This is a genomic window from Saccharothrix obliqua (assembly GCF_019375475.1).
Lineage (GTDB): Bacteria > Actinomycetota > Actinomycetes > Mycobacteriales > Pseudonocardiaceae > Actinosynnema > Actinosynnema obliqua.
In genome coordinates, this window is the sequence record NZ_JAHXGQ010000004.1 from 194,641 (window position 1) to 216,227 (window position 21,587).

At 73.4% G+C, this 21,587-nt stretch carries 21 protein-coding genes; 11 read left to right on the forward strand and 10 right to left on the reverse strand.

Annotated elements, in window-relative coordinates:
* Window positions 1-44 precede the first annotated feature (44 nt).
* On the reverse strand, window positions 45-680 hold the full coding sequence (locus KZQ38_RS14310; protein WP_308258398.1) for a response regulator: 636 nt from the start codon (window positions 678-680) through the stop codon (window positions 45-47).
* Window positions 677-1,825: a sensor histidine kinase gene (locus KZQ38_RS14315; RefSeq protein ID WP_219442181.1), complete on the reverse strand. Its 1,149-nt coding sequence runs from the start codon at window positions 1,823-1,825 to the stop codon at window positions 677-679. Before KZQ38_RS14315 ends, KZQ38_RS14310 begins: the two co-directional genes overlap by 4 nt.
* 166 nt (window positions 1,826-1,991) lie before the next feature.
* On the opposite strand from KZQ38_RS14315, the gene KZQ38_RS14320 reads away from it, so the two are divergent.
* Genes KZQ38_RS14320 through KZQ38_RS14330 form a run of 3 tightly spaced genes read left to right on the forward strand, consistent with a single transcriptional unit; the run spans window position 1,992 to window position 4,575 of the window.
* Window positions 1,992-3,026, forward strand: a complete 1,035-nt coding sequence (locus KZQ38_RS14320) for an ABC transporter permease (protein WP_219442183.1) — start codon at window positions 1,992-1,994, stop codon at window positions 3,024-3,026.
* The gene (locus KZQ38_RS14325) at window positions 3,023-3,724 is read left to right on the forward strand and encodes an ABC transporter ATP-binding protein (RefSeq protein WP_219442185.1); all 702 of its coding nucleotides are present in this window, start codon (window positions 3,023-3,025) and stop codon (window positions 3,722-3,724) included. Before KZQ38_RS14320 ends, KZQ38_RS14325 begins: the two co-directional genes overlap by 4 nt.
* Window positions 3,721-4,575: a DUF4253 domain-containing protein gene (locus KZQ38_RS14330; protein WP_308258399.1), complete on the forward strand. Its 855-nt coding sequence runs from the start codon at window positions 3,721-3,723 to the stop codon at window positions 4,573-4,575. The genes KZQ38_RS14325 and KZQ38_RS14330 overlap by 4 nt, the downstream gene beginning before the upstream one ends.
* Before the next feature lies 1 nt (window position 4,576).
* Here the strand turns inward: KZQ38_RS14330 and KZQ38_RS14335 are convergent, their stop codons facing one another.
* Window positions 4,577-5,176, reverse strand: a complete 600-nt coding sequence (locus KZQ38_RS14335; RefSeq protein WP_219442187.1) for a chloramphenicol phosphotransferase CPT family protein — start codon at window positions 5,174-5,176, stop codon at window positions 4,577-4,579.
* A gap of 99 nt (window positions 5,177-5,275) precedes the next feature.
* Here KZQ38_RS14335 and KZQ38_RS14340 point away from each other — a divergent pair, with 99 nt between their 5' ends.
* Window positions 5,276-6,421 (forward strand): hypothetical protein, encoded by a 1,146-nt coding sequence (locus KZQ38_RS14340; RefSeq protein WP_219442189.1) that lies wholly within the window; start codon window positions 5,276-5,278, stop codon window positions 6,419-6,421.
* 7 nt (window positions 6,422-6,428) lie between these two features.
* Here the strand turns inward: KZQ38_RS14340 and ppk2 are convergent, their stop codons facing one another.
* The gene (ppk2, locus tag KZQ38_RS14345; RefSeq protein ID WP_219442191.1) at window positions 6,429-7,256 is read right to left on the reverse strand and encodes a polyphosphate kinase 2; all 828 of its coding nucleotides are present in this window, start codon (window positions 7,254-7,256) and stop codon (window positions 6,429-6,431) included.
* 140 nt (window positions 7,257-7,396) lie between these two features.
* Here ppk2 and KZQ38_RS14350 point away from each other — a divergent pair, with 140 nt between their 5' ends.
* From KZQ38_RS14350 to KZQ38_RS14360, 3 genes are all read left to right on the forward strand, one after another.
* Complete coding sequence (locus tag KZQ38_RS14350) at window positions 7,397-8,614, forward strand: cytochrome P450 (RefSeq protein WP_257901414.1); 1,218 nt, start codon at window positions 7,397-7,399, stop codon at window positions 8,612-8,614.
* Between the two features lie 166 nt (window positions 8,615-8,780).
* Window positions 8,781-9,530: a class I SAM-dependent methyltransferase gene (locus KZQ38_RS14355; RefSeq protein ID WP_219442196.1), complete on the forward strand. Its 750-nt coding sequence runs from the start codon at window positions 8,781-8,783 to the stop codon at window positions 9,528-9,530.
* A 40-nt stretch (window positions 9,531-9,570) separates the two neighbouring features.
* The gene (locus KZQ38_RS14360; protein ID WP_219442198.1) at window positions 9,571-10,149 is read left to right on the forward strand and encodes a helix-turn-helix domain-containing protein; all 579 of its coding nucleotides are present in this window, start codon (window positions 9,571-9,573) and stop codon (window positions 10,147-10,149) included.
* Window positions 10,150-10,493: 344 nt separating this feature from the next.
* On the opposite strand, the gene KZQ38_RS14365 is transcribed toward KZQ38_RS14360, so the two are convergent.
* On the reverse strand, window positions 10,494-11,114 hold the full coding sequence (locus KZQ38_RS14365) for a class I SAM-dependent methyltransferase (RefSeq protein WP_219442200.1): 621 nt from the start codon (window positions 11,112-11,114) through the stop codon (window positions 10,494-10,496).
* A gap of 65 nt (window positions 11,115-11,179) precedes the next feature.
* The gene (locus tag KZQ38_RS14370; RefSeq protein WP_219442201.1) at window positions 11,180-11,764 is read right to left on the reverse strand and encodes a putative DNA-mimic protein; all 585 of its coding nucleotides are present in this window, start codon (window positions 11,762-11,764) and stop codon (window positions 11,180-11,182) included.
* 98 nt (window positions 11,765-11,862) lie between these two features.
* Between KZQ38_RS14370 and KZQ38_RS14375 the strand changes: the two genes are divergently transcribed.
* Entirely contained in the window at window positions 11,863-13,941 is a 2,079-nt protein-coding gene (locus KZQ38_RS14375; RefSeq protein ID WP_219442203.1) for a N,N-dimethylformamidase beta subunit family domain-containing protein, read from the forward strand.
* A 7-nt stretch (window positions 13,942-13,948) separates the two neighbouring features.
* Here the strand turns inward: KZQ38_RS14375 and KZQ38_RS14380 are convergent, their stop codons facing one another.
* The 4 genes from KZQ38_RS14380 to KZQ38_RS14395 form a co-directional block, all read right to left on the reverse strand.
* Window positions 13,949-14,209 carry a lasso peptide biosynthesis PqqD family chaperone gene (locus KZQ38_RS14380; protein ID WP_219442205.1) on the reverse strand — a complete coding sequence of 87 codons (261 nt, stop codon included), beginning with the start codon at window positions 14,207-14,209 and terminating at the stop codon, window positions 13,949-13,951.
* A complete protein-coding gene (locus KZQ38_RS14385; protein ID WP_219442207.1) occupies window positions 14,206-16,080 on the reverse strand; it encodes an asparagine synthase-related protein in 1,875 nt (624 codons plus the stop codon). The genes KZQ38_RS14380 and KZQ38_RS14385 overlap by 4 nt, the downstream gene beginning before the upstream one ends.
* A gap of 163 nt (window positions 16,081-16,243) precedes the next feature.
* Window positions 16,244-16,363 (reverse strand): lasso RiPP family leader peptide-containing protein, encoded by a 120-nt coding sequence (locus KZQ38_RS14390; protein WP_219442216.1) that lies wholly within the window; start codon window positions 16,361-16,363, stop codon window positions 16,244-16,246.
* 429 nt (window positions 16,364-16,792) lie between these two features.
* Window positions 16,793-17,728 (reverse strand): NAD(P)/FAD-dependent oxidoreductase, encoded by a 936-nt coding sequence (locus KZQ38_RS14395; protein WP_219442226.1) that lies wholly within the window; start codon window positions 17,726-17,728, stop codon window positions 16,793-16,795.
* A gap of 298 nt (window positions 17,729-18,026) precedes the next feature.
* Here KZQ38_RS14395 and KZQ38_RS14400 point away from each other — a divergent pair, with 298 nt between their 5' ends.
* The 3 genes from KZQ38_RS14400 to KZQ38_RS14410 all read left to right on the forward strand — a co-directional run bounded on the left by KZQ38_RS14400 (window position 18,027) and on the right by KZQ38_RS14410 (window position 21,517).
* Window positions 18,027-19,076: a chitinase gene (locus KZQ38_RS14400; protein WP_219442228.1), complete on the forward strand. Its 1,050-nt coding sequence runs from the start codon at window positions 18,027-18,029 to the stop codon at window positions 19,074-19,076.
* A gap of 130 nt (window positions 19,077-19,206) precedes the next feature.
* The gene (locus KZQ38_RS14405; protein ID WP_219442230.1) at window positions 19,207-19,869 is read left to right on the forward strand and encodes an HNH endonuclease family protein; all 663 of its coding nucleotides are present in this window, start codon (window positions 19,207-19,209) and stop codon (window positions 19,867-19,869) included.
* A 187-nt stretch (window positions 19,870-20,056) separates the two neighbouring features.
* Entirely contained in the window at window positions 20,057-21,517 is a 1,461-nt protein-coding gene (locus tag KZQ38_RS14410; protein WP_219442231.1) for an aldehyde dehydrogenase family protein, read from the forward strand.
* Window positions 21,518-21,587 lie beyond the last annotated feature (70 nt).

The following is a 21,587-nucleotide window of genomic DNA, read 5'->3' on the forward strand; positions in this document are numbered from 1 at the left end:
CGATCATCCTGACACCTCGACCCGACACTGTCAAGATTGCAGTGTCACTGTCGCCGGATGATCCCCAGCTCGACCGCCGCGGCCACGGCCGCGGTGCGCGAGTCGACCCCGAGCTTGGCGTAGATGTGCACCAGGTGTGACTTCACCGTCGCCAACGTCAGGTGCAGCCGCTCCCCGATGCGCTGGTTGGACAGCCCCTCCGCGACCAGCACGAGCACTTCCGTCTCCCGCCTGGTCAACGCCGTGCCGGGCGTGCGCAGGCGGTTCACCAGCCGGTCCGCCACGGTCGGCGCGAGCGTCGTCCGGCCCGCGGCGGCGGTGCGGACGGCGGCGGCCAGCTCCTCCGGCGGCGCGTCCTTGAGCAGGTAGCCGGTCGCGCCCGCCTCGATGGCCGGGAGCGTGTCGGCGTCGGTGTCGTACGTCGTCACGACCAGCACGCGCGGCGCGTCGGGCCGGGCCGTGATGGCGGCGGTGGCCTGCGCGCCGTTCATCCCCGCGCCGAACCGCAGGTCCATCAGCACGACGTCCACGTCCAGCTCGGCGGCCAGCGCCACGGCCTGCTCGGCGGTCGCCGCCTCCGCCACGACCTCCAGGTCCGGCTCGGTCTCCAGCACGGCACGCAGCCCCGCCCGCACCACCGGGTGGTCGTCGGCCAGCAGCAACCGCACCGGCCGCGTCACGACGCCACCGCCGGCAACCGGGCCGCCAGCGCCGTGCCCCGGCCGGGCGCGGACGTCACGGTCAACGCACCGCCCAGCGCGGTCATCCGGGCACGCATCGCGGCCAACCCGAACCCGCCGGCCACCGGGTCGGGCGCGGGCAGCCCCGCCGGGTCGAAACCCGTGCCGTCGTCCACGACGTCGAGCACGACCTCGTCGTCGTGGTAGGTCAACGTCACGTCGACGGTGGACGCGTGCGCATGGCGGACGGTGTTGGCCAACGCGGACTGGGCGACCCGCAGCAACGCCACGTCCCGCGCGGTGGACGGCGGCACCGGCTGCCCGGCCAGGTGGAAGCGCGCGGTCAGCGGGTGCCGGGCGGACGTGGTGGCGCACAGCCGCTCCAACGCGCCGGCCAGGGTCGTCCCGTCGAGGGTCGGCGGGGCGAGGGCGGCCACGAACCGGCGTGCCTCGGCGAGGTTGTCCACGGCGGTGTGCCGGGCACGCGCGACGTGCCGGGCGGCGTCCTCGGGGCGGTCGGGCAGGGCTCGCTCGGCGGCACGCAGGAGCAACTGGATGCTGGACAGGCCCTGCGCGAGCGTGTCGTGGATCTCGTGGGCGAGCCGCTGCCGCTCGGCGAGGACACCGGCCTCGTGCTGGGCGTCGGCCAGGTCGGCGCGGGTCGCGGTCAGCTCCTCGATCAGCCGCCTGCGCTGCTCGCTCTCCCGGTACAGGGCCTGGTAACCCCACGCGACGGCCACCGCGACGGCCGCGCCGAGCGCGGGGCCGAGCACCGCGGCGGGCGCGGGCGCGCCCTGGTGGGCGCTGAACGCGAGCACCGCCGCGAGCGCCGTGGCGGCCACGGCGACCACGCCCGCGCGCCGGGGCAGCAGGTGCAGTTGCACGAAGTAGAGCGGGAACGCGAGCCACACCGCGTCCGGTGTCACGACCAGCAGCGCCACCCACGCCGCGCCGACCGCCGCGAGCCACCACGCGGCACGCGCCGGTGTCCGGGACACCGCCGGTCCCACCGCGTACACCAGCAGGAACAACGCGCTCAGCACAGGAACCCGCGCGTCGGCGGCCCGGATGGCGGTCAGGGCGGTGAGCCCGACCACCAGCAGGTGCAGGCACCAGGTCAGCGTTCGCGCGGCGGGCATGTTCATCGGCACCGCCAGCGTACGTACCGCCCACCCGACCCGGCATCAATCGAAAGGTGGAGACGTCGACCGCACCTCCGACACCCGGGTTCCAGTCCCGCGCGCGATGCCCGCTCCCCCACCGCGGGACCACTGTGGACGACGTACTCACACCACGCGGAAGGGCTGGGCGATGTTCGTCGGCTGGAGGGACCTGAGGTTCGCCAAGGGGCGGTTCGCCCTCATGGGAACCGTCATAGTGCTCATCACCCTGCTCGTGGGGTTGCTGTCGGGGCTGACCGCCGGGTTGGGCAGGCAGAACATCTCGGCCATCACGGGCCTGCCTGCCGACCACATCATCTTCGGTGGCTCGAAGACGTCCTATGCGGACTCCGCCGTGACACGGGAGCAGTGGGAACGGTGGGCGAACACCTCCGGTGTGCACGCCGAGCCGTTGGGCATCACCACCACGAAGGCGTCCACAGGCGACAAGAGCACGGCGGTGACGGTGTTCGGCGTCAGCCCGGACTCGCCGTTGGCGCCCGTGGACCCGCATGAGGGTGTCGTGTTGTCGTCCACCGCAGCCGAAGAACTCGGCGCGCGCACAGGAGACACGGTCGCGCTCACGGGCACGGGTCTCCGCGTCACGGCCGTGACGGAGGACGAGTTCTACAGCCACACACCGGTTGTCTGGACGTCCCTCGAAACATGGCGCACGCAAGACGCGTTCGCCACCGTGCTCGCGCTCAACGCGTCTGACGTCGACCTGAGCGCGGTCGACGCGGCAGCAGGCACGACGACGGTCGCCAAGGACGACTCGTTGTCCGGGATCGGCTCCTACTCGGCGGAGAACGGCTCGCTCCAGCTCATGCGCGGCTTCCTGTTCGCCATCTCGGCACTGGTGATCGGCGCATTCTTCACCGTGTGGACCATCCAGCGCAGCACGGACATCGCCGTGCTGAAGGCGTTGGGCGCGTCCACCTCCAGCCTGCTGCGCGACGCGCTCGGCCAGGCGCTCGTGCTGCTGGTCGGCGGCACGGCGGTCGGCACGGGCCTGGCGGTCGCCATCGGCCTGGCGTTGGGCGAGGCCGTGCCGTTCGTGCTGACCCCGATGACGGTCCTGGTCCCCGCCGCGGTGCTGGTGCTGCTCGGCTTGCTCGGCGCGACGCTCGCCGTGCGCCGCATCGTCTCCGTCGACCCCCTCACCGCCCTGGGAAGTGCCCGATGAGCCTGGAACTGCGCGATATCACCCTCACCTACCCCGACGGCGACAGCCGCCTGACGGCGCTGGACCACGTCGACCTGACCGTGCCCAAGGGCAGCGTCACCGCCGTGGTCGGGCCGTCCGGGTCGGGCAAGTCGAGCCTGCTGGCGGTGGCCGCCACGCTGATCACCCCGGATTCGGGCGCGGTGGTGGTCGACGGCACCTCCACCGCGGGCCTGTCCCGCGGTGAGCTGGCCCGGCTGCGGCGGCAGCACGTCGGCGTGGTGTTCCAGCAGCCGAACCTGCTGCCGTCGCTCACCGCCGCCGAGCAGTTGGAGGTGATGGCCCGCTTGGACGGCCGCCGTCCGCGTCACACGGAGCGGCTGTTGGCCGCCGTGGGGCTCGCCGACGTGGCCGGACGGCGACCACACCAGTTGTCCGGTGGGCAACGGCAACGCGTGAACATCGCACGCGCCTTGGTGAACGACCCGGCCGTGCTGCTGGTGGACGAACCCACGAGCGCGCTGGACCACGAACGCGGTGCGGCGGTGATCGACCTGCTCACGCGGCTCACGCACCGCCGTGCGCTGGCCACGGTCCTCGTGACGCACGACCTGACCCACCTCGCCGGGGTGGACCGGGTGGTGTCGGTCCACGACGGGCGCCTCACCGATCCGTCCACCGGGGACCACGCGCTCGACGACATACCATCCACCGGGTGATCACCGAACCACCGCTGCCCGACACCCTGCGCGTGCTCTTCCCGGACGGGGAGGCGGACGGCCGCGCCCTGTCCGTCGCACTGCCCGCCGGTCGCACCGTCGTCCCCGAGGACGCCGAGGACGACCGGCCGGCGTACTGGCTCAGCGACGACCCGGTCTCCCCCGCCCTGTGGCGGTCGTTGCGCGACGAGCACCCGCGTTCCGGTCTGTGGCCGTTGATGCTCGGCGCGTTGGACGACGATGCCGAGGACTTCCGCCCGTGGGGTGAGGGCGAGGTCGCGCCGGAGGACATGTCCTCGCCCGACGACCACGACGCCGCCGCGCTGCTCGCCGAGTGGTGGCGCGACCACACGGGACCAGACGAGGACGATGCCCTGTCCCCCGCCGAACGGGACGGCGTCACCGCGCCGTACGGCGACTGGCCGGGTCTCGCGCCCACGACGGCGACGACCGCCGACCCGGAGCACGCGGCGGTCGACCTCGCCGAAACGCTGTTCGCGGTCTTCGGGACGATGCGCTTGGGCCTGGTGCGCGCCGAGCGGGGCGCGGACGCGTTGACCGCCCTCGGCTGGACCGGCCCGGTGAACTGCATCGGCGACACGGCCGAGGTGTCCGCGGTCGTCCGGGACTGGGAGCGGCGGTTCGGCGCGCGGGTCGTCGGCGTCGGCTTCGACACCCTGTACCTGAGCGTCGCCGCACCGCCCGCGACGCGTGAGGAGGCGTTGCGGGTCGCCGCCGAGCACTTCGCGTTCTGCCCGGACAACGTGTGGCAGAGCCGGGACGCCCAGACGCTCGCCGCCTACGCGGACCGGTTGGTGGGCGAACGGTCGTGGGCGTTCTGGTGGGACTGAGTCACCACGCGTCGAAGGCCCGGTCCAGCACGGACCGGGCCAGTTCGGCGGGCGTGCCGGTCGTGGTGTCCACGGTCGCGTCGTACGGGACGCCGTGGTCGTGGACGCTCTCGTAGTGCCCACGCGCGAGGCCGGGTTCGTTGCCACGCGCCAGTTCCCGGCGCTCCGCCTCCTCCAGCGGGCAGTCCACCCGCACCAGCAGCGCGGTCAGCCCGGCGAGCGCGGACAGCCAGGCCGGCATCAGGTCCGGTGACAGCAGCATCTCGTCGATCACGACGTGGTCACCGCCACGCGCGAACGCCGCCGCCGCGTGCTGCCCGGACCGCACCATCCGCCGTCCCACCGGCCCGGTGCGGATCTCCAGGACCGGGTGACCGGTGGCGGTGGGTCCCGGCCGGTGGTAGCGGAAGCCCTCGCGGCTGAGCGGCCCGCCGCGCCCGCCGCCCCAGTTCGGCGGCACCAGGTCGAACAGCGTGTCGATGCCCCAGTAGACGAACGGGACGTCGCTCTCGTCCTGCAACGCGCGGGCCAACGTGGTCTTGCCCGCGCACGAGGTCCCGTTGAGCAGGACGACCCGGCCGGGCGGTTCGGCGGTGCGCACGACCCGACGGTACCCGGCGGGACTTCGTAGACTGGGCGCCCAGCGGTCTCGGGAGGCGCGTTGACGTCGGAACAGCAGGGCTAGTTACGCGACTACGCCATGCTCGCGCTGCGGGTGAACCGGATAGCGGGCGGGCCGAGCACCACCGGGTTGGCGTTGGACTACCGCGGCCCCGTGGAGTGGCGCGCGGAAGCCGAGTCCGGGCCGCCGCCCGCGCCGCACCGGCTCGTGGACGACGCGGACGCCCTGCTCGCCCGCGTCCCGTTCGGGCCAGCACGTGCCCCGTTCCTGGTCGCCCAGACGCGTTCGCTGCGCACCGTCGCGCGCCGGTTGGCCGGCGAGGTGTTGCCGCTGGCCGAGTACACCCGCCGGTGCCTGGGCATCGACCCGGAGTGGGTGCCGGAGACGGTGTTCGAGGAGGCGCACGCCTTGCTGGACCACGCGCTGCCCCGCGCGGCGGTTCCGCTCGCCCGGCGGCTGGCCGACTGGCAGCGGGCCCACACGCTGGGCGAACCGGCTCGGCTGCCGGAACTGGTCGGCCGGGCGGTGGCGGAGACCCGGGCCCGCACCGACGCGATCGTGCCGCTGCCCGACGACGAGATCGTGGACTGCCAGCCCGTGCCGAACGCGCCGTTCCTCGCGGCGGGCCGCTACGCGGGCGGCCTGCGGTCCACGATCTTCGTCAACGCCGACACGCCGTTCAACCTGGCGGACCTGCTGTACGTGGTCGCGCACGAGGGACACCCCGGTCACATCGCCGAGGCGTTGCTGAAGGAGATCCACCTGGGTGATCGCCCGGAGCTGGGGGTGTCCTTCCTGCTGTCACCGCCGTTCGTGCTCAGCGAGGGCTTCGGGCTGCACGCGCAGCGACTGGTCTTCCCGGACGACGAGGCGCAGCGGTGGTTGACCGATCACGTCCTCGCCGAGCAGGGCATCCGCCCGGACGGCAGCGACTTCGCCGCCGTGCACCACGCGAAGAACCTGTTGTGGGGCGTGTGGGCCAACGCGACCCATCTCGCGGCGGAGGGCCGCCCGGCCGCCGATGTCGCCGCTTACCTGACGCGCTGGGCGTTGCTCGACGACACCGACGTGGACCGCGCCATGGCGGTGGTGAACACGCCCGGCGGGAACCCGTACGTCTTCACGTACTACCACGGCTGGCGGCTGCTGGACGGCTGGCTCGACGGTCGGGGCCGCGTGCGCCGCTTCCTGACCACTCGGCTGCTGCCGGCGGACCTGCGGTGACCACGCGTCACCCGGCGGACTTCCGGAGCAGTTCGGCGGCGTGGTCGGGCGCCTCGCGCTCGACCTCGCGCGGCGGGCGGACGTAGTCGCCGCGCCGGGGGCGTTCGGGCAGCACCAGCTCCGGCCGCTCCACCGGCTCCCACGGGATGGTGTCCAGCAGGTGCGCGATCATGTTGAGGCGCGCCTTGCGCTTGTCCTCGGCCTCCACCACCGTCCACGGCGCGACTTCGGTGTCCGTGTGCACCAGCATGTCGTCCTTGGCCCGTGAGTAGTCGTCCCAGCGGGTGATCGACTCCAGGTCCATCGGGGACAGTTTCCACCGCTTGAGCGGGTTGCGCTGCCGCTCCCGGAACCGCCGCTCCTGCTCGGTGTCGCTCACCGAGAACCAATACTTGCGCAGCAGGATGCCGTCCTCCACCAGCAGTTCCTCGAAGACCGGGCACTGGCGCAGGAACCGCTGGTACTCCTGCGGCGTGCAGAAGCCCATCACGCGCTCGACGCCCGCCCGGTTGTACCAGCTCCGGTCGAGCAGCACGATCTCGCCGGCGGCGGGCAGGTGGTCCACGTAGCGCTGGAAGTACCACTGCGTGCGCTCCCGCTCGGTCGGCGCGGGCAGCGCCACGATGCGGCAGACGCGCGGGTTGAGGTGTTCCGCCACCCGCTTGATGGTGCCGCCCTTGCCCGCCGCGTCCCGGCCCTCGAAGACCACCACGACCCGGGCGCCCGAGGCACGCACCCACTCCTGCATCCTCACCAGCTCCCCCTGGAGGCGGAGCAGCTCGGTCTCGTACAGGGCGCGTGGGAAGCGCTTCGGGGTGGTGGTCTTCTTCGCCATGCCGAACAGCGTCGCAAACCCCTCCGCGGTCGGCCACGGGAGGGCACCCCCGGAGGGCCCACGCGGTGTTGCGCCGGATGCTCGCCGATTCAGTCATCCGGCCCGCTGAAACGACGACGCCGTTCGGACAGACTCGGACCATGACCGATCCGGCCACCACGATCCCCACCTTCGACCTGTTCGCCCACGACCTCGGCGCCGACCCGCACCCCGTGCTGCACCGGTTGCGCGCCGAGCACCCGCTGGTGCGGGTGCGCGAGCTGGACGGCTACCTGGCCACCCGCCACGCCGACATCGTCGCCGCGTTGCGCGACCGCAGGCTGACCACCGCCAACCTGACGCAGGGCCTGGACCGGCTCACCCCGGAGCAGCGCGCCGAGCTGGCGCCCGTGCTGCGGTCGGTGTCGCTGTGGATGGGGCACACCAACGAGGCCGACCACGTCCGGTTCCAGCAGTTGCTGAAGCGCTACTTCACCCCGGCGACCGTGCACGGCCTGCGCCCGCGCGTCCGGCAGCTCGCCGACGAACTGATCGACGCCGTGGTCGACCGGGGCCGCATGGAGGTGGTCGAGGACCTCGCCTACCCGTTGCCCGCCAACGTGATCGCCGAGATGCTCGGGATGCCGACCGACGAGCGCGACCGGTTGCGGGCGTGGTCGCGGGACATCCTGGCGTTGTTCGACCGCGCCGACTTCGACCAGCTCAAGAAGAGCCAGCACTCCGTCCTGGAGATGGAGGGCTACCTGCGCGGCCTGGTCGCGCAACGGCGGGCGGAGCCGCGCGACGACCTGCTCAGCGTCTTCGTGGCGGCCGAGCGCGAGGGCGTCGTGACCGAGGACGAGATGGTGGCGAACTGCGTGCTGCTGCTGTTCGCCGGGCACGAGACCACGGCCAACCTGATCGCGCGCGGGGTGTCGCTGCTGCTGGCCAACCCGGACCAGTTCGCGTTGCTCAAGCAGCGCCGCGAGCTGATGGGCACGGCCGTCGAGGAGATGCTGCGCCTGGGCGGTCCGGCCGCCACCATCGTGCGGGTGGCGGTGGAGCCGGCCGAGGTCGCGGGTCACGCGCTGAACCCCGGCGACGTCGTCTACCTGGCGATGGCGGCGGGCAACCGGGACCCCGAGGTGTTCGCGGACCCGGACCGGTTCGACATCACCCGCCGACCGAACCGGCACACGGCGTTCGGGCTGGGCACGTTCTACTGCCTGGGCGCGGCGCTGGCGCGGATGGAGACCGACGTGTGCTTCAGCGCGTTGCTGGACCGGACGCCCGACCTCCGGCCCGCGTACGAGCAGCCGGACCTCGTGTACCGCCCGCCGCTCAACCACCAGTTGGCCACGGTGGACGTCACGTTCTGAGCGGAAATTCCCGCGACAGCCGCGTGGTGATCGTTCTACGCTGCGCGCGCCAGATCCCGACCACGTCCTGATGGGGTGCATTGAATGACGGTCCCGTTCACCGGCGCCTTCGACCGCCGGTACACCACCGCGACCCGAAACCCCCTCGACGTGAGGACTTCCCGAAGTGGATCTGCACCGTAGCTTCACCATCCGCGAGAGCCACCACCGCATCCACAACCCGCTCGACGACGCCAAGCTGGCGGCGCTCGGCGCGGCGCTGCGGCTGCCGCCGGAGGCGTCCGTGCTGGACCTCGCGTGCGGCAGCGGCGAGATGCTGTGCACGTGGGCCCGCGACCACCGGATCACCGGTGTGGGCGTGGACATCAGCACCGCGTTCCTGGCCGGGGCGAACGACCGCGCCGCCGCGCTGGGCGTGACCGACCGGGTCGCGTTCGTGCACGGCGACGCGGCCGGGCACGTCGCCGACACGCCGGTCGACGTCGCCGCCTGCCTCGGCGCGACGTGGATCGGCGACGGCGTGCCGGGCACCGTCGACCTGCTCCGCCGCAGCCTGCGGCCGGGCGGGCTGATGCTGGTCGGCCACCCGTTCTGGCGGCGTGAGCCGGAGGACGACGAGACGGCCCGCGCGTGCCACGCCGCGGACCGCGCGGAGTTCCGGTCGCTGCCGGGACTCGTGGCGCAGTTCGGCGAACTGGGCTGCGACGTCGTGGAGATGGTGCTGGCCGACCAGGACAGCTGGGACCGCTACGCCGCGGCGCAGTGGCTCAACACCCGGCGCTGGCTCGACGCCAACCCGGATGACGAGCTGGCGCCCACCATGCGTGCGGAACTCACCGACGCCCCGGTCCAGCACGTTCGCTACCAGCGGGAATACCTCGGATGGGGTGTTTTCGCGCTGATGGACCGCGCCTGACGGGTTGCACCCCGGCTTGCCGGTTCGGCAAGCTGACCGGGTGGACGACCTGGACGACGTGCTGAAGGCGGTCGGCCCGCGCCTGCGGGCCGTCCGCCGGCAGCGGGGCGTGACGCTCGCGGAACTCGCGGCCGAGACCGGGATCTCCGAGAGCACGCTGTCCCGGTTGGAGAGCGGGCAGCGGCGGGCCAACCTGGAACTGCTGCTGCCCCTCGCCCGCGCGCACGGCGTGCCGCTGGACGAACTGGTCGGCGCGCCCGCGACCGGTGACCCGCGGGTGCACCTGCGACCGGTGCGCCGCGGTGGCCGCACGTTCGTCCCGCTCACCCGCCGCGCGGGCGGGCTCCAGGCGTTCAAGCTGATCATCCCCGGCACGGCCGAGCAGCCGGTGCGGCCGGAGCTGCGCGTGCACGAGGGCTACGAGTGGCTGTACGTGCTGGACGGCAGGCTGCGGCTGATGCTCGGCGACCGGGACATGGTGCTCAAACCGGGCGAGGCCGCCGAGTTCGACACGCACGTGCCGCACTACTTCGACGCGGCGGGTACCGCGCCCGTCGAACTGCTCACCCTGTTCGGCAAGCAGGGCGAGCGGGCCCACCTCCGCGCCCGGACCGGCTAGGGCGGTGTGGCACGGCGCGACCTGCCGGAACGCCGTGGGCCGGAAGACGGTCCACAACCGGTTCCGGCGCTGGTCGCGCGACGGCACCCCGACCACACTGGTGGCGAAGGCGCGGGTGATCGCCGAGGCGGTCGACTCCGGCATCGTGCGCGCCCATCAGCAGGCCGCCGCCGCACGACCGCGACCCGCGCCCCACACAGGGGCGGCCCGGGTCGTGTGGCGGGCACAGCGAACCAGGTGACCATGCCGTCGGCCGCTCCCGCGGCGGCCCCACCGCCGGCGTCCACCCGGCCTGCTACGTGATCGACCTGGCCGCCCTCGCCATCCGGCTTCGAGGACCCGCCCTAGCCGGCGCGGCGGACCCGCAGCACGTTGTCCACCCGGTGGCCCTCCTGCCCCTCGGGGCCGGTCATCGAGCGCTCGACCAGTTCCTCCCGCTCGACGGACCACCCGTCGCCGAGCCGCAGCGCCGCCCGCACCTCGGCCGTGGTCGGGAAGTGCACCTCGTCGTGCGGCTCGTGCCACGACGGCCAACCCGCGTGGCCGACGACCAGCAGCACGCCACCGGGCGCGACCGCGCCGGCCGCCCGCCGCAGCACCGACTCGCGCTCGCCGTCCAGTTCCACCGGCGAGTGCAGGAACTGCGCGGACACCAGGTCGAACTCGCCGTCCGGGAAGGTACGCGACAGGTCGTGCCGCTCCCACGTGACGTGGTCGGCGACCGCCGCGTCCGCCGCCCGCGCGGCGGCCCGGTCGAGCACCGTGGCCGACACGTCGACGCCGACGACCCGCCACCCGCGCCGCGCCAGCCAGACCGCGTCCGCGCCCTCACCGCACCCGAGGTCGAGGGCGCGTCCCGGTGGCAGGTCGGCCGCTTCACGCACCAGCAACGGGTTCGGCTCGCCGCTCCACACCTGGTCCCGCTCCAGGTAGAAGTTCTCCCAATACTGCTCGGCTGTCGTCATGGCCGCAGGGTGCACCGGCCGGCGCGACGCGGGCCAGTTCTCTTGCCGGTTCGGCAACCCGCCGCTCACGCGTACTCGGCCACCAGCGCCGCTCCGGCCGCGGTGGCGGTGCGTGCGGCGGCCACGAGTGCGTTGACACCCGCGTCGGGGCCGATGACGGCGGAGAGGTGGTGCAGTTCGGCGATCAGCCGGGGCGCGGAGAGGACCACGCCGCCGGGCGCGCGGTTGTCCCGCACCACCGGGGCGAAATCAGCCGGCGAGTAGACCACCGGTTCACCGGTGTGGTGCAGGAAGTGGTCGTACGCGCCGAGTCGGGCGACACCGGTCACGACCGGCGGGGCGCCGCGCCCGACGACGTGCTCGGGTCCGCGGTCCCAGACCGCGGCCAGGACCGGGTCGGTGAACGCCGAACCCGTCCCGAGCGGGGTGGTCCCGTCCGACACCGCCCGTCGAGCCGCCACGCGGCGCAGGTCGGCGACGTCGACCTGGTCCAGGTGCGGCGGCGCGTCCCCGGGTTCGGACCACGCCGCGAACGGGAAGTCCGCCGCCACCACCCGCGCGCCGGTCACGAGGTCGTCGTAGAACTCGGCGACCTCCGCCGGGAACCGGGACCGGAGCCCTGATGGCCCGACCACCAGCCGAAGCAACATGGCGGGAGCCTATGCCGGACTGTGACGTGAGTGTGAGCAGCCCCGCCTAGCGTCCCCGTTGGTCACGCACGGGGGCACCGATCCGATTGGGGAGCGACGTGGAGCAGTTCGGACGAAGGACGGTGCTGCGGGGCGCGGCGGTCGTCGCCGGAGCGGGCCTGCTCGGCACGGGAGCGACCGCGGGAACGGCCGCCGCCACGACGTACGACCCGAGGCAGCGGTTCCTCAGGCTCATCCCGGCGGGCAACGGCGTCATCTACGGCTTGCAGGCGGACGGCGAGCTGCTGTGGTTCCGGCACACCGGCTGGCAGACCGGGACCGCAGCTTGGTCGCCCGGGGTGGGCCGCCCGTTCGGCTCGGGCTTCCAGCGGTTCGCCGACGTGCTCGCGGCCGAGGACGGGCGGATCTTCGGCCGCACCGGCGACGGCCGGATCGTGCGGTACCACTACGCCGTGACGAACCCGATGACCGGCGAAGGGCACTGGACCGACGGCGCGGGCACCGCGATCGGCGCGGGCTTCGACCGGTTCCCGCGCGTCTTCGGCGGCTGGAACGGCGTGCTGTACTGCCAGGACGCCGACGGCGCGCTGTGGTGGTACCAGCACACCGCCGCCGGGTGGACCGACGGCGGCGGGGGCAGGCTGATCGGCACCGGGTTCAAGCCCTACCAGACGCTGACCGCCGGTCCCGACGGCGTGATCTACGGCGTGCGCCAGGGCGATCCGCTGCACTGGTGGCGCTACCACGCGGACACCGGCCTGTGGGACAACGACGGGGAGCCCTTCCAGATCGGCGCGGGCTGGGGCGAGGGCATCCACAAGCAGGTGTTCTCCGACAACGCGGGATGTGTCTACGCGGTCGCGGTGGACGGTGGCGCGGTGCCCGGCGACGACGACGCCCTGCACTGGTACCGCCTGCTCAACGCGCACGCGGTCGGGGCGGGCAACCCGCCGAACTGGTCCGGTGGCGGTGCCGCGGTGGAGGTCGGGCGCGGGTTCTCGGTCGAGGCGACCGGCGCGTTGCAGGGGTACGCGAGCACGTTGAGCGTCCGGCCGGGCGAGCACGCCGGGTTCCCGGTGTCGACCAGCCTGACCGGTGTCACCGCGTCGGTCGTGCGGCTCGACACCGGTCGGGAGCGGGTGTGGGGACCGACGTTCGTCGCCACCGGCCTGCAACAGCTCCCCGCCGACTACCGGACCGCGGGGTGCGGCTGGGCCGAGCGCGTCGGCCTGACCGTGCCCGCCACCTGGGGCTCGGCGCTGTACGCCTGGGAACTCGCCTCGCCCGGCGGTGTGCGCCGGCACGTCCCGTTCGTCGTGCGACCGGCCGCACCGGTCGAGCGCGTGGCGTTCCTGCTGCCCACCAACACCTACAACGCCTACAACAACTGGGGCGGCCACAACCAGTATTCGCGGGGCGGGGACGGCGGACGGCGGCACGTGACGTTCCTGCGCCCGAGCACCGCGACCCCCGTGGAACCCACCGGGCGCATCGAGCACACCCTCTACAGCGACCTGTTCCTGGTGCGGTGGCTGGCTTCCGAGGGCATCAGGTACGACTGCTACGCGGACCACGACCTCGAAGCCGACGGCACGTGGCTCGGCCACTACGACGTGCTGGTGCTCGGCAGCCACCCGGAATACTGGTCGGAACTCATGCGGCAGCGCCTGGTCGACTACCTGGCCGCGGGTGGTCATGTGATCAACACCGGCGGCAACGGCCTGTACGAACGGATGAGCTACCCGAACGCGACCACGGCCCAGCACCGGCACGCGACCGGCCGCCGCGACGAGTACCACGTGGCCGGGATGTCGGAATCACAGGTGCTGGGCGTCGAACTCTCCCCCGCGTACATGGACTTCCACCCCTACCGCGTCGTGTCGGACCACCCGCTGCTGGCGGGCACCGGGCTCGCGGTGGGCGACCGGTTCGGGCAGGTCGCCCACAACGGCGCGGCCAGCGGCTGGGAGGTCGACCGCACACCGCCCGGTCTGGCGGGGGTGGAGCACATCGCGCGGGGCGACAACCCGGCGGGCGGCGCGGACATGGTGCTGGTGCGCAAGCCCAACGGCGGCTGGGTGTTCAGCGCCTCCTCCATGTCGTTCAACGGGGCGTTGCCCCACGACGCCGCGGTGCGCCGCATCCTGCGCAACGCGTTCGACCTCGCCTTGGGCTGAACCGCGGTCAGGTGCGGGTCAGCAGGTGGGCGTTGGTGAGGTCGGTGATGAGGGCCGTGACGTCGGTGGTCGCCCGGTCGGCGTCGATCCGGTACGCCCGCGCCACCGCGTCGGCCACGTCGGCGGGTGTGTCGCCGCGCAGCAGCGAGGTGACGATGAGCGAACCGGTTCCGTTGAGCTGCCAATACTCGCCGGAGCGCCGGTCGAGCAGCACCGCGCCGTCCTCGGTCTCGGTGAGCGTCACGGTGTCGCACAGCTGTACGGTCATGCCATTCCCCTTGTCGTCACTGGGATTTCCGCGGTGACCGGTGGACCGGCCACGGGCAGGTCGCGCAGCCACCGCTCGGCGCTGAAGGTCTGGGACAACGCGGTGGGCTCGTAGGGGCTGTCCCGCAGGGTGGTGACGCACGCCTCGCGCAACGCCGCGGGATCGACCAACCCGTGCGCGGCCAACCGGGATTCCTCGCACAGCGCCAGGAGTTTCGCCCGCTGCTCGCGCAGGGAGGCGTGGACCAGCGCCGAGCCCTCGGCCTTGGTGCGCCGCGCGAGCGACCGCTCGGGCACGATGCCGCGCATGGCCTCGACCAGCAGCGGCTTGTAGGACCACGGCGTCGTCCGCTCCTCCGGCCGGACGGCGAGGCAGGCGTCCAGCACGGCGTCGGCCAGGAACGGGGCGGACATCGGCAGTCCCGCCGCGGCCGACAACTGGCCGATCACGCGGGTCACGTGCGCGGAGTACACGGCCTGCCGCACCATCAACGCCTGCGTGTGCGACCGGGGTCCGGGCGCGGGCCGGGACAGGCCCCGCCCGGCGTCCCGGAGGTAATCCGCGACGAGGTCCGCCGCGGCCGGTGTCGCCCACGGCGGCAGGTGCGCCGCCTGCCGCGGGCGCTCGTCCGCGGGCAGCGCGGTGACCAGGCCCGCGGCCAGCGCACGCAGCTCCACGCGGGCGGACCGGCGGGGCCACAGGTGCCGCCGGCCCCGCCACCACGGCCACCGCCCGGCCAGCCAGTGCGTCCACAGCCGCCGGGCGCCCGCGAGCGGTCGGGCCCGCAGCAGGTCGCCCAGGTACTCGGACGAGTCCTGGAGCACCTCGTCACCGCCGTCGCCGGTCAGGCGCAGCCGGGCGCCGCGCGCGGTCAGCAGCCGGGCGGTCCAGGTGAACTCGGCGCGCACGGCGACACCGGGGAACGGCTCGTCCAAGGCGGGACCGGGTTCGGTGAGGTCGGCGTAGTGGGGCGGCACCTCACGTCCCGGGACGACGATCCGCGTGACGGGGCCGGGCAGGCAGGCGGCGGCACGGTCGGCCCACACCATGTCCTCGTCGTCGGGCTCGCCGGTGTCGGTCGTGAACGTGATCAGGGGCCGGTCCTCGCGCGCGGCCAGGAAGCAGACGGTGGTGCTGTCCAGCCCACCGGACAGGTCCGCGCCCACCGGTCCCGGCTCCCGGTGCGCCGCGACGGTCGCCGCCAACGCCGTGCGCACCGCCGCCGCGCCCTCGGCTAGCGTCAGGACGGGGTCGGGTGGCGACCACCGCCGCACGACGCGGACCGGGCTCAGCCGGTCGAGCACCAGGCAGCTGTCCTCCGGCACCGGTGTGACGCCCCGCCACAGCGGTGGGTCGACCGGGCAGGGCAGTTCGTCGCTGAGCACCAGCAAGCGCATCGCCAGGGCGCGTTCGTCCACACCGGACCCCGTCGCGGCGGCCAGGACGTCCGCGCGGTCCGCCGCCACCGCCACCCCGTCGACCCGGATGTGGAACAGGCGGCGCAGCCCCGAGAGCGCGCCGTGCGCCAGGACCACCCCGTCCACCGACGCCACGACGTGGACGCAGCCACCCACCGCGCGCGCGATCCGCGGCACGTCCGCCACGCCGCGCACCCCGGCCGCCAGTTCCGCCAGGCGCTCCTCGCCCACCTCGGACCAGCCGAACACGGCCAGCCGCACCCGGCCCGCCGAGCCCACCCGCGGCGGTGTCGACGCCCACCGGCCCACCAGCCACGGCCTGCCCGAGTGGTGCGTGACGCGGGACGCCGCCCGCGGCAACCGCTCGGCGACCGCCGCGGCGGCCTCGTGGTCGGGCAGCACCGCGAACCAGTCCTGCCCGTGGAACCCGCTGTCCGCACCGCATCGGTCCATCCGCTTCCTCGTCTTCCGGCGCCGGGCCGCGCGTCACCGGTCACGGTCGCGCGGAGGTCTGTGCGGCACGGGCGGGGCACGAGGTGACGGTTGCCCGTCACCGCGTGGGCGTGGGCTCCACCGCGCCCCGCCCGTGCGTCAACCAGTGGTCAGACCCGTGGCCTCAGTCGGTGTGGTGGCGACGGGCGCGGATGTAGCGGCCGTCCCGGCGGTAGCCCGGCCGAACGGCTCGGGTGAGCGCCCGGAAATCACCGATCCTGGCCAGCTTGGGGGTCTCGTACATCGTCGGTCTCCTCCATTGCGGGAACCCGGGTTCACGGGTGGCCGACTCCGCCTCGCGGAGCCACGGCGCGGGCCCGTACACCGTGCGCGCGTCCACCTCCGGTGGAGGTCCACGCGGGGTCGACGTCGTCCGCCGGCCCCGGTCACGTGCGCTCCCGGCCTCATCCCACCGGTCGCACCAGCGGCCCTCCGCGATCCATGAAACCAACCACCGCGACACCGTCCAAGGTGTACGGACCCGAACACCTCCTCTGTCCACGGACCACCCACGACCGTGCGCGACGACGGCACACTCCGTCGCCACACCGGCACGTCGAGCCCACCCTCCTGGACCGGGGCTGCGCCGGACAGGTGACCGCGGTTTTTCAAACCGCCGCAAGGCAGTTCCGCGGCAGGGGACGTGCACCCCCGCCGCCACAACGGTTCCGGGTCACCCGTCGAGCAGGTCCACCACGTCCGCCGCGCAGCCCCAGGACAACGTCACGCCCGCGCCGCCGTGGCCGTAGCAGCTGACGACCACCTGGCCGGCGCGCTCGACCCGGTCCACCCGCACCGCCGGCCGCGCCGGGCGCAGTCCGACCGCGCGCGACACCACCGGCGCGTCCCGCAACCGCGGCTCCAGCTCGGTGACGCGGTCCAGGATCGCCCGCTCCACCGCCGAATCGTGCGTTGTGCCGGTTTCGCCCGCTTCGGCCGTTCCGCCGCACACCACGTCGTGGCCGCGCGGGATCACGTACGCCATGCCGGCCGGGTTGTCGTCGTCCACCAGCCACCTGGTCAGCCCGGGGTTGGCCAGCCGCACGACCTGCCCGCGCACGGGCGTCAGCGCCGGATCTCCGACCAGCGCGCCGGACCGCAGGCCGGCGGCCACCACGACCACGCGCTGCGGGAGGTCGGCCGGGTCCGCGACGACGGCACGGCGGAACGCCACCCCGAGCCGGGCGCACCGCTCCACCAACCGGCCCAGGTACGCGGCCGTGTCCACGACCGGCAGCGAGCAGACGACACCGGACACCGCACCGGGCGGCAGCTCCGCCCGCCGGGCCGCCCGGTGCGCGGGCACGGCGGCCGTCCAGGACAGGTCGGGGTCGGCCGCCCGGTGCAGCACGACGCCCTCGCGCCACCACACCCCCGATGCCGGGTCCGCCGCCAGCTCCCGGAACCGGCGCAGCGACACCTCCGCCCAGCGCAGCACCGCGTCCGCCGGCGCGGCCAGGTACGGGAACCACAGGCCGCCCGCGACGGCCGAGACCGTGTCACCGGGCGCGAGGTCGGACACGACCTCCACCCGGTGCCCGGCCTCGGCCAGCCGCACCGCGCACGTCAAGCCGATCACACCACTGCCCACCACCGCGATGTCCGCCACGCCACGGTCGTACCAGAGCCGCCAGGTTCCGCCGAACGTCGGGTTGTGGCTCGACCCGCCGTCCTGCTTCCATGGGACTTCCGATAGATCACTTCTGGCGGCGCAAACCAGCGGACACCCGCTGGGGGCCAGTGAGCGAGCACCCCGGAGGTTCGTGCGCTGCCCTGGAGAACCCTTCTCCGCGAAGCGTTCCGGCTGGTCCCGGCCCTGATCCCGGGATCGGCCGGCGAACCTCGCCGAAGAACGACCACGGCGGCACCGCCCCTGCGGAAGCGGGCCGCCGAGAAGGAGTTCGGAAATGATTCGTCGGTTTTCACGACTGCTCGCCGTCGGTGCGGCGGTGGTCCTGGCCGCGACGCTGCCCAGCGCGGCGACCGCGGCACCGGCCGAGGACACCTGCGCGGTGAAGTCCAAGCCCGCCGGCAAGGTGCTGCACGGGTACTGGGAGAACTGGGACGGCGCGAAGAACGGCGTGCACCCGCCGCTGGGCTGGATCCCGATCACCGACCAGCGGATCCGGGACAACGGCTACAACGTGATCAACGCGGCGTTCCCGGTGATCCGCTCCGACGGCACGGTGCTGTGGGAAGACGGGATGGACTCGACCGTCAAGGTCGCCACCCCGGCCGAGATGTGCGCGGCCAAGGCGGCGGGCCTGACCATCCTGATGTCGATCGGCGGCGCGACCGCGGGCATCGACCTCAGCTCGTCGGCGGTGGCCGACCGGTTCGTCGCCACCGTGGTGCCGATCCTGAAGAAGTACAACTTCGACGGCATCGACATCGACATCGAGACCGGCCTGACCAGCAGCGGCAACATCAACTCGCTGTCCACGTCGCAGGCCAACCTGATCCGGATCATCGACGGCGTGCTGGCGCAGATGCCGTCGAACTTCGGCCTCACCATGGCGCCGGAGACCGCGTACGTGACCGGCGGCAGCGTCGTCTACGGCTCGATCTGGGGCGCGTACCTGCCGATCGTGAAGAAGTACGCCGACAACGGCCGCCTCTGGTGGCTGAACATGCAGTATTACAACGGCAACATGTACGGCTGCAACGGCGACTCCTACTCGGCGGGCACCGTGCAGGGCTTCACGGCGCAGACGAACTGCCTGAACAAGGGCCTGGTCATCCAGGGCACGACGATCCGCGTGCCGTTCGACAAGCAGGTGCCGGGCCTGCCCGCCCAGGCGGGCGCGGGCGGCGGCTACATGGGCACCGGCCTGGTCGGGCAGGCGTGGAACAGCTTCAGCGGCCAGCTCAAGGGCCTCATGACCTGGTCGATCAACTGGGACGGTTCGCGCGGCTGGACGTTCGGCCGCAACGTGAAGTCGTTGCAGGGCCGCTGAGCCACCGGTCCGGCCGGGACGCGGCGGCCGGACCTCCTTCCGGCGCAGCGGGTTGGGCCGCGGGGACGCGTTACCGGGTCCCCGCGGCCCGGGTACTCCGGGGGCGCCGCCCCGAGAACCGGAGGACCCGATGGCACGGCGCGTGTTGAGCGTCCTGGTGGTGCTGGCGCTGTCCGGCTGCGGCGCGGTGCCGTCCGGCGGCGCCGGCTCGGACAAGGTGCCGGACGGCACACCGGACGCCGCCACGGCGCGCGCCCAGCTCGGGCAGCTCGCGGAGGGCCCGGCGGGTGGGCTCGACGGGTACGTGCGGGACTGCGACGACGGCGCGGCGTGCGTGTTCGGCCGCCCCTGGTCCGATGTGGACGGTGACGGGTGCGACCAGCGCAGCCAGGTGCTGGCGCGTGACCTGGTGGGCGTCCAGCGCAAGGAGGGCCGGTGCGGTGTCACCGGCGGCACGCTGCACGACCCGTACACCGGTGACACCGTCCGCGGCGTGTCGAAGGTGCAGATCGACCACGTGGTGCCGTTGGCGGAGATGTGGCGCAGCGGAGCGTCGGGGTGGACCACCGAGCAGCGCACCGCCGCCGCCAACGACCTCCGCAACCTGATCGCGGTGCGGGGCGAGGTGAACCAGTCCAAAGGGGACCGGACGCCGGCCGAGTGGATGCCGCCGAACCCCGCCTACAGCTGCGCCTACGCCCGGATCTACGTCGGCGTGAAAGCGCGGTACCGCTTGACCGTGACGCCACCGGAGCGGGAGGCGCTGGACCGGACGTTGTCGGCCTGCCGGTGATTCCCGTTGGCAGCACGCGGTAGTTGCGTTGTGACTCCGTGTTCGCCACTGTGGTTCACATCACCGGTATCAGCCGGAATGCGTGCGCTTACGGCCAATTGGCGTACACGAGGGTGCAAGACTCGGCGGAACACCGGTACGTATGCTTGCCGACCAACCCCGCACCGGTCTGGAGGTCGCCGAACCCATGACGACGCACCGCAACCTGTTGATCGCGGGCTCCGACGTGCCCGCGGCGTCGGGCCGCACCACCGCCGACGTCAACCCGTTCACCGGCGAGGTGTTCGCGACGGTGGCCGCCGCCGGGCCCGAGGACGTGGTCGCGGCCGTCGCCGCGGCCGACTCGGCGTTCGCCGGTTGGGCCGCGGTGAGCCCGTTCGCCCGCCGCAAGATCCTGCTGGACGCGGCGGACCTGCTGGAGGAGCGCGCCGACCAGGCGGTCGAGCTGATGGCGGGCGAGGCGGGCGGCACCAGCCGGTGGGCGCGGTTCAACGTCTTCCTGGCCGCGAACGTCCTGCGCGAGGCCGCCGCGGCGGTGACCGCGCCGCTCGGTGAAGTGCTGGCCGCGCAGGAAGAGGGCGCGCTCGGCCTGGCCGTGCGCGAGCCGCTCGGCGTGGTGGCGGCGTTCGCGCCGTGGAACGCGCCGCTGATCCTCGGCACCCGCGCGTTCGCCGCGCCCATCGCGGCGGGCAACACCGTGGTGCTCAAGCCCAGCGAGGACGCGCCGCTGGCGTCCGGGCTGTTCCTGGCGGACGTGCTGCGTGACGCGGGCCTGCCCGCCGGCGTGCTCAACGTGGTGACCAACGACCCCGCGGACGCGGCCGAGGTCGCCGAGGCGCTGATCGCCGACCCGCGGGTCCGCGTGGTCAACTTCACCGGCTCCACCGGGGTCGGCAGGATCATCGGCACCCACGCCGCCCGCCACCTCAAGCCCGCCGTGCTCGAACTGGGCGGCAAGAACGCGATCATCGTGCTGGACGACGCCGACCTCGACCACGCGGTGAACGCGGCGACGTTCGGCGTGTTCATGAACTCCGGCCAGATCTGCATGTCCGGCGACCGGGTGCTGGTGCACGAGCGGATCGCCGAGGAGTTCACCGAGCGCTTCGTGGCGAAGGTCGCCTCGCTCGCGCACGGCGACCCGGCCGACCCGGACACCATCATCGGGCCGCTGGTGAGCGCCCGGTCCGCGCAGCGGGTCGCCGCGCTGGTCGAGGACGCCCGCGACAAGGGCGCGACCGTGCTGACCGGTGGCGGCGAGCCGGACGGCGCGCTGCACCCGGCGACCGTGCTGACCGGTGTCACCCCGGACATGGAACTGCACTACGGCGAGGCTTTCGGGCCGGTGTGCGTGGTGGAGACGTTCGCCACCGACGACGAGGCCGTGGCGCGTGCCAACGACACGGAGCACGGCCTCACGTGCGGCATCCTCACCGAGAACGGCACGCGGGGCCTCCGGCTGGCGCGTCGCGTGCGGACCGGCATCGTGCACGTCAACGACCAGTCGGTCGGCGACGAGCCGCAGGCGCCCTTCGGGGGCGTGAAGTCGAGCGGTTACGGCCGGTTCGGCGGCCGTTGGGGCGTGGAGGCGTTCACCGCGACCCGGTGGATCACCCTCGCCACCGAGCACGCGCACTACCCGTTCTGAGTCCCGACCGGCCGTGCGCCGGTCCCGCCCGCCGCGTGGGCTTCGGCCGCGCGGCGGGCCACGTTCGGAC

What these genes read in the sequence shown, in the direction of transcription:
- KZQ38_RS14410 (WP_219442231.1), top strand. Translation starts at nt 20,057, where the DNA reads ATGACGACGCACCGCAACCTGTTGATCGCGGGCTCCGACGTGCCCGCG.
- KZQ38_RS14380 (WP_219442205.1), bottom strand. Translation starts at nt 14,209, where the DNA reads ATGACCGTACAGCTGTGCGACACCGTGACGCTCACCGAGACCGAGGAC.
- KZQ38_RS14400 (WP_219442228.1), top strand. Translation starts at nt 18,027, where the DNA reads ATGATTCGTCGGTTTTCACGACTGCTCGCCGTCGGTGCGGCGGTGGTC.
- KZQ38_RS14405 (WP_219442230.1), top strand. Translation starts at nt 19,207, where the DNA reads ATGGCACGGCGCGTGTTGAGCGTCCTGGTGGTGCTGGCGCTGTCCGGC.
- KZQ38_RS14390 (WP_219442216.1), bottom strand. Translation starts at nt 16,363, where the DNA reads ATGTACGAGACCCCCAAGCTGGCCAGGATCGGTGATTTCCGGGCGCTC.
- KZQ38_RS14320 (WP_219442183.1), top strand. Translation starts at nt 1,992, where the DNA reads ATGTTCGTCGGCTGGAGGGACCTGAGGTTCGCCAAGGGGCGGTTCGCC.
- KZQ38_RS14385 (WP_219442207.1), bottom strand. Translation starts at nt 16,080, where the DNA reads ATGGACCGATGCGGTGCGGACAGCGGGTTCCACGGGCAGGACTGGTTC.
- KZQ38_RS14325 (WP_219442185.1), top strand. Translation starts at nt 3,023, where the DNA reads ATGAGCCTGGAACTGCGCGATATCACCCTCACCTACCCCGACGGCGAC.
- KZQ38_RS14350 (WP_257901414.1), top strand. Translation starts at nt 7,397, where the DNA reads ATGACCGATCCGGCCACCACGATCCCCACCTTCGACCTGTTCGCCCAC.
- KZQ38_RS14370 (WP_219442201.1), bottom strand. Translation starts at nt 11,764, where the DNA reads ATGTTGCTTCGGCTGGTGGTCGGGCCATCAGGGCTCCGGTCCCGGTTC.
- KZQ38_RS14315 (WP_219442181.1), bottom strand. Translation starts at nt 1,825, where the DNA reads ATGAACATGCCCGCCGCGCGAACGCTGACCTGGTGCCTGCACCTGCTG.
- KZQ38_RS14340 (WP_219442189.1), top strand. Translation starts at nt 5,276, where the DNA reads ATGCTCGCGCTGCGGGTGAACCGGATAGCGGGCGGGCCGAGCACCACC.
- ppk2 (WP_219442191.1), bottom strand. Translation starts at nt 7,256, where the DNA reads ATGGCGAAGAAGACCACCACCCCGAAGCGCTTCCCACGCGCCCTGTAC.
- KZQ38_RS14365 (WP_219442200.1), bottom strand. Translation starts at nt 11,114, where the DNA reads ATGACGACAGCCGAGCAGTATTGGGAGAACTTCTACCTGGAGCGGGAC.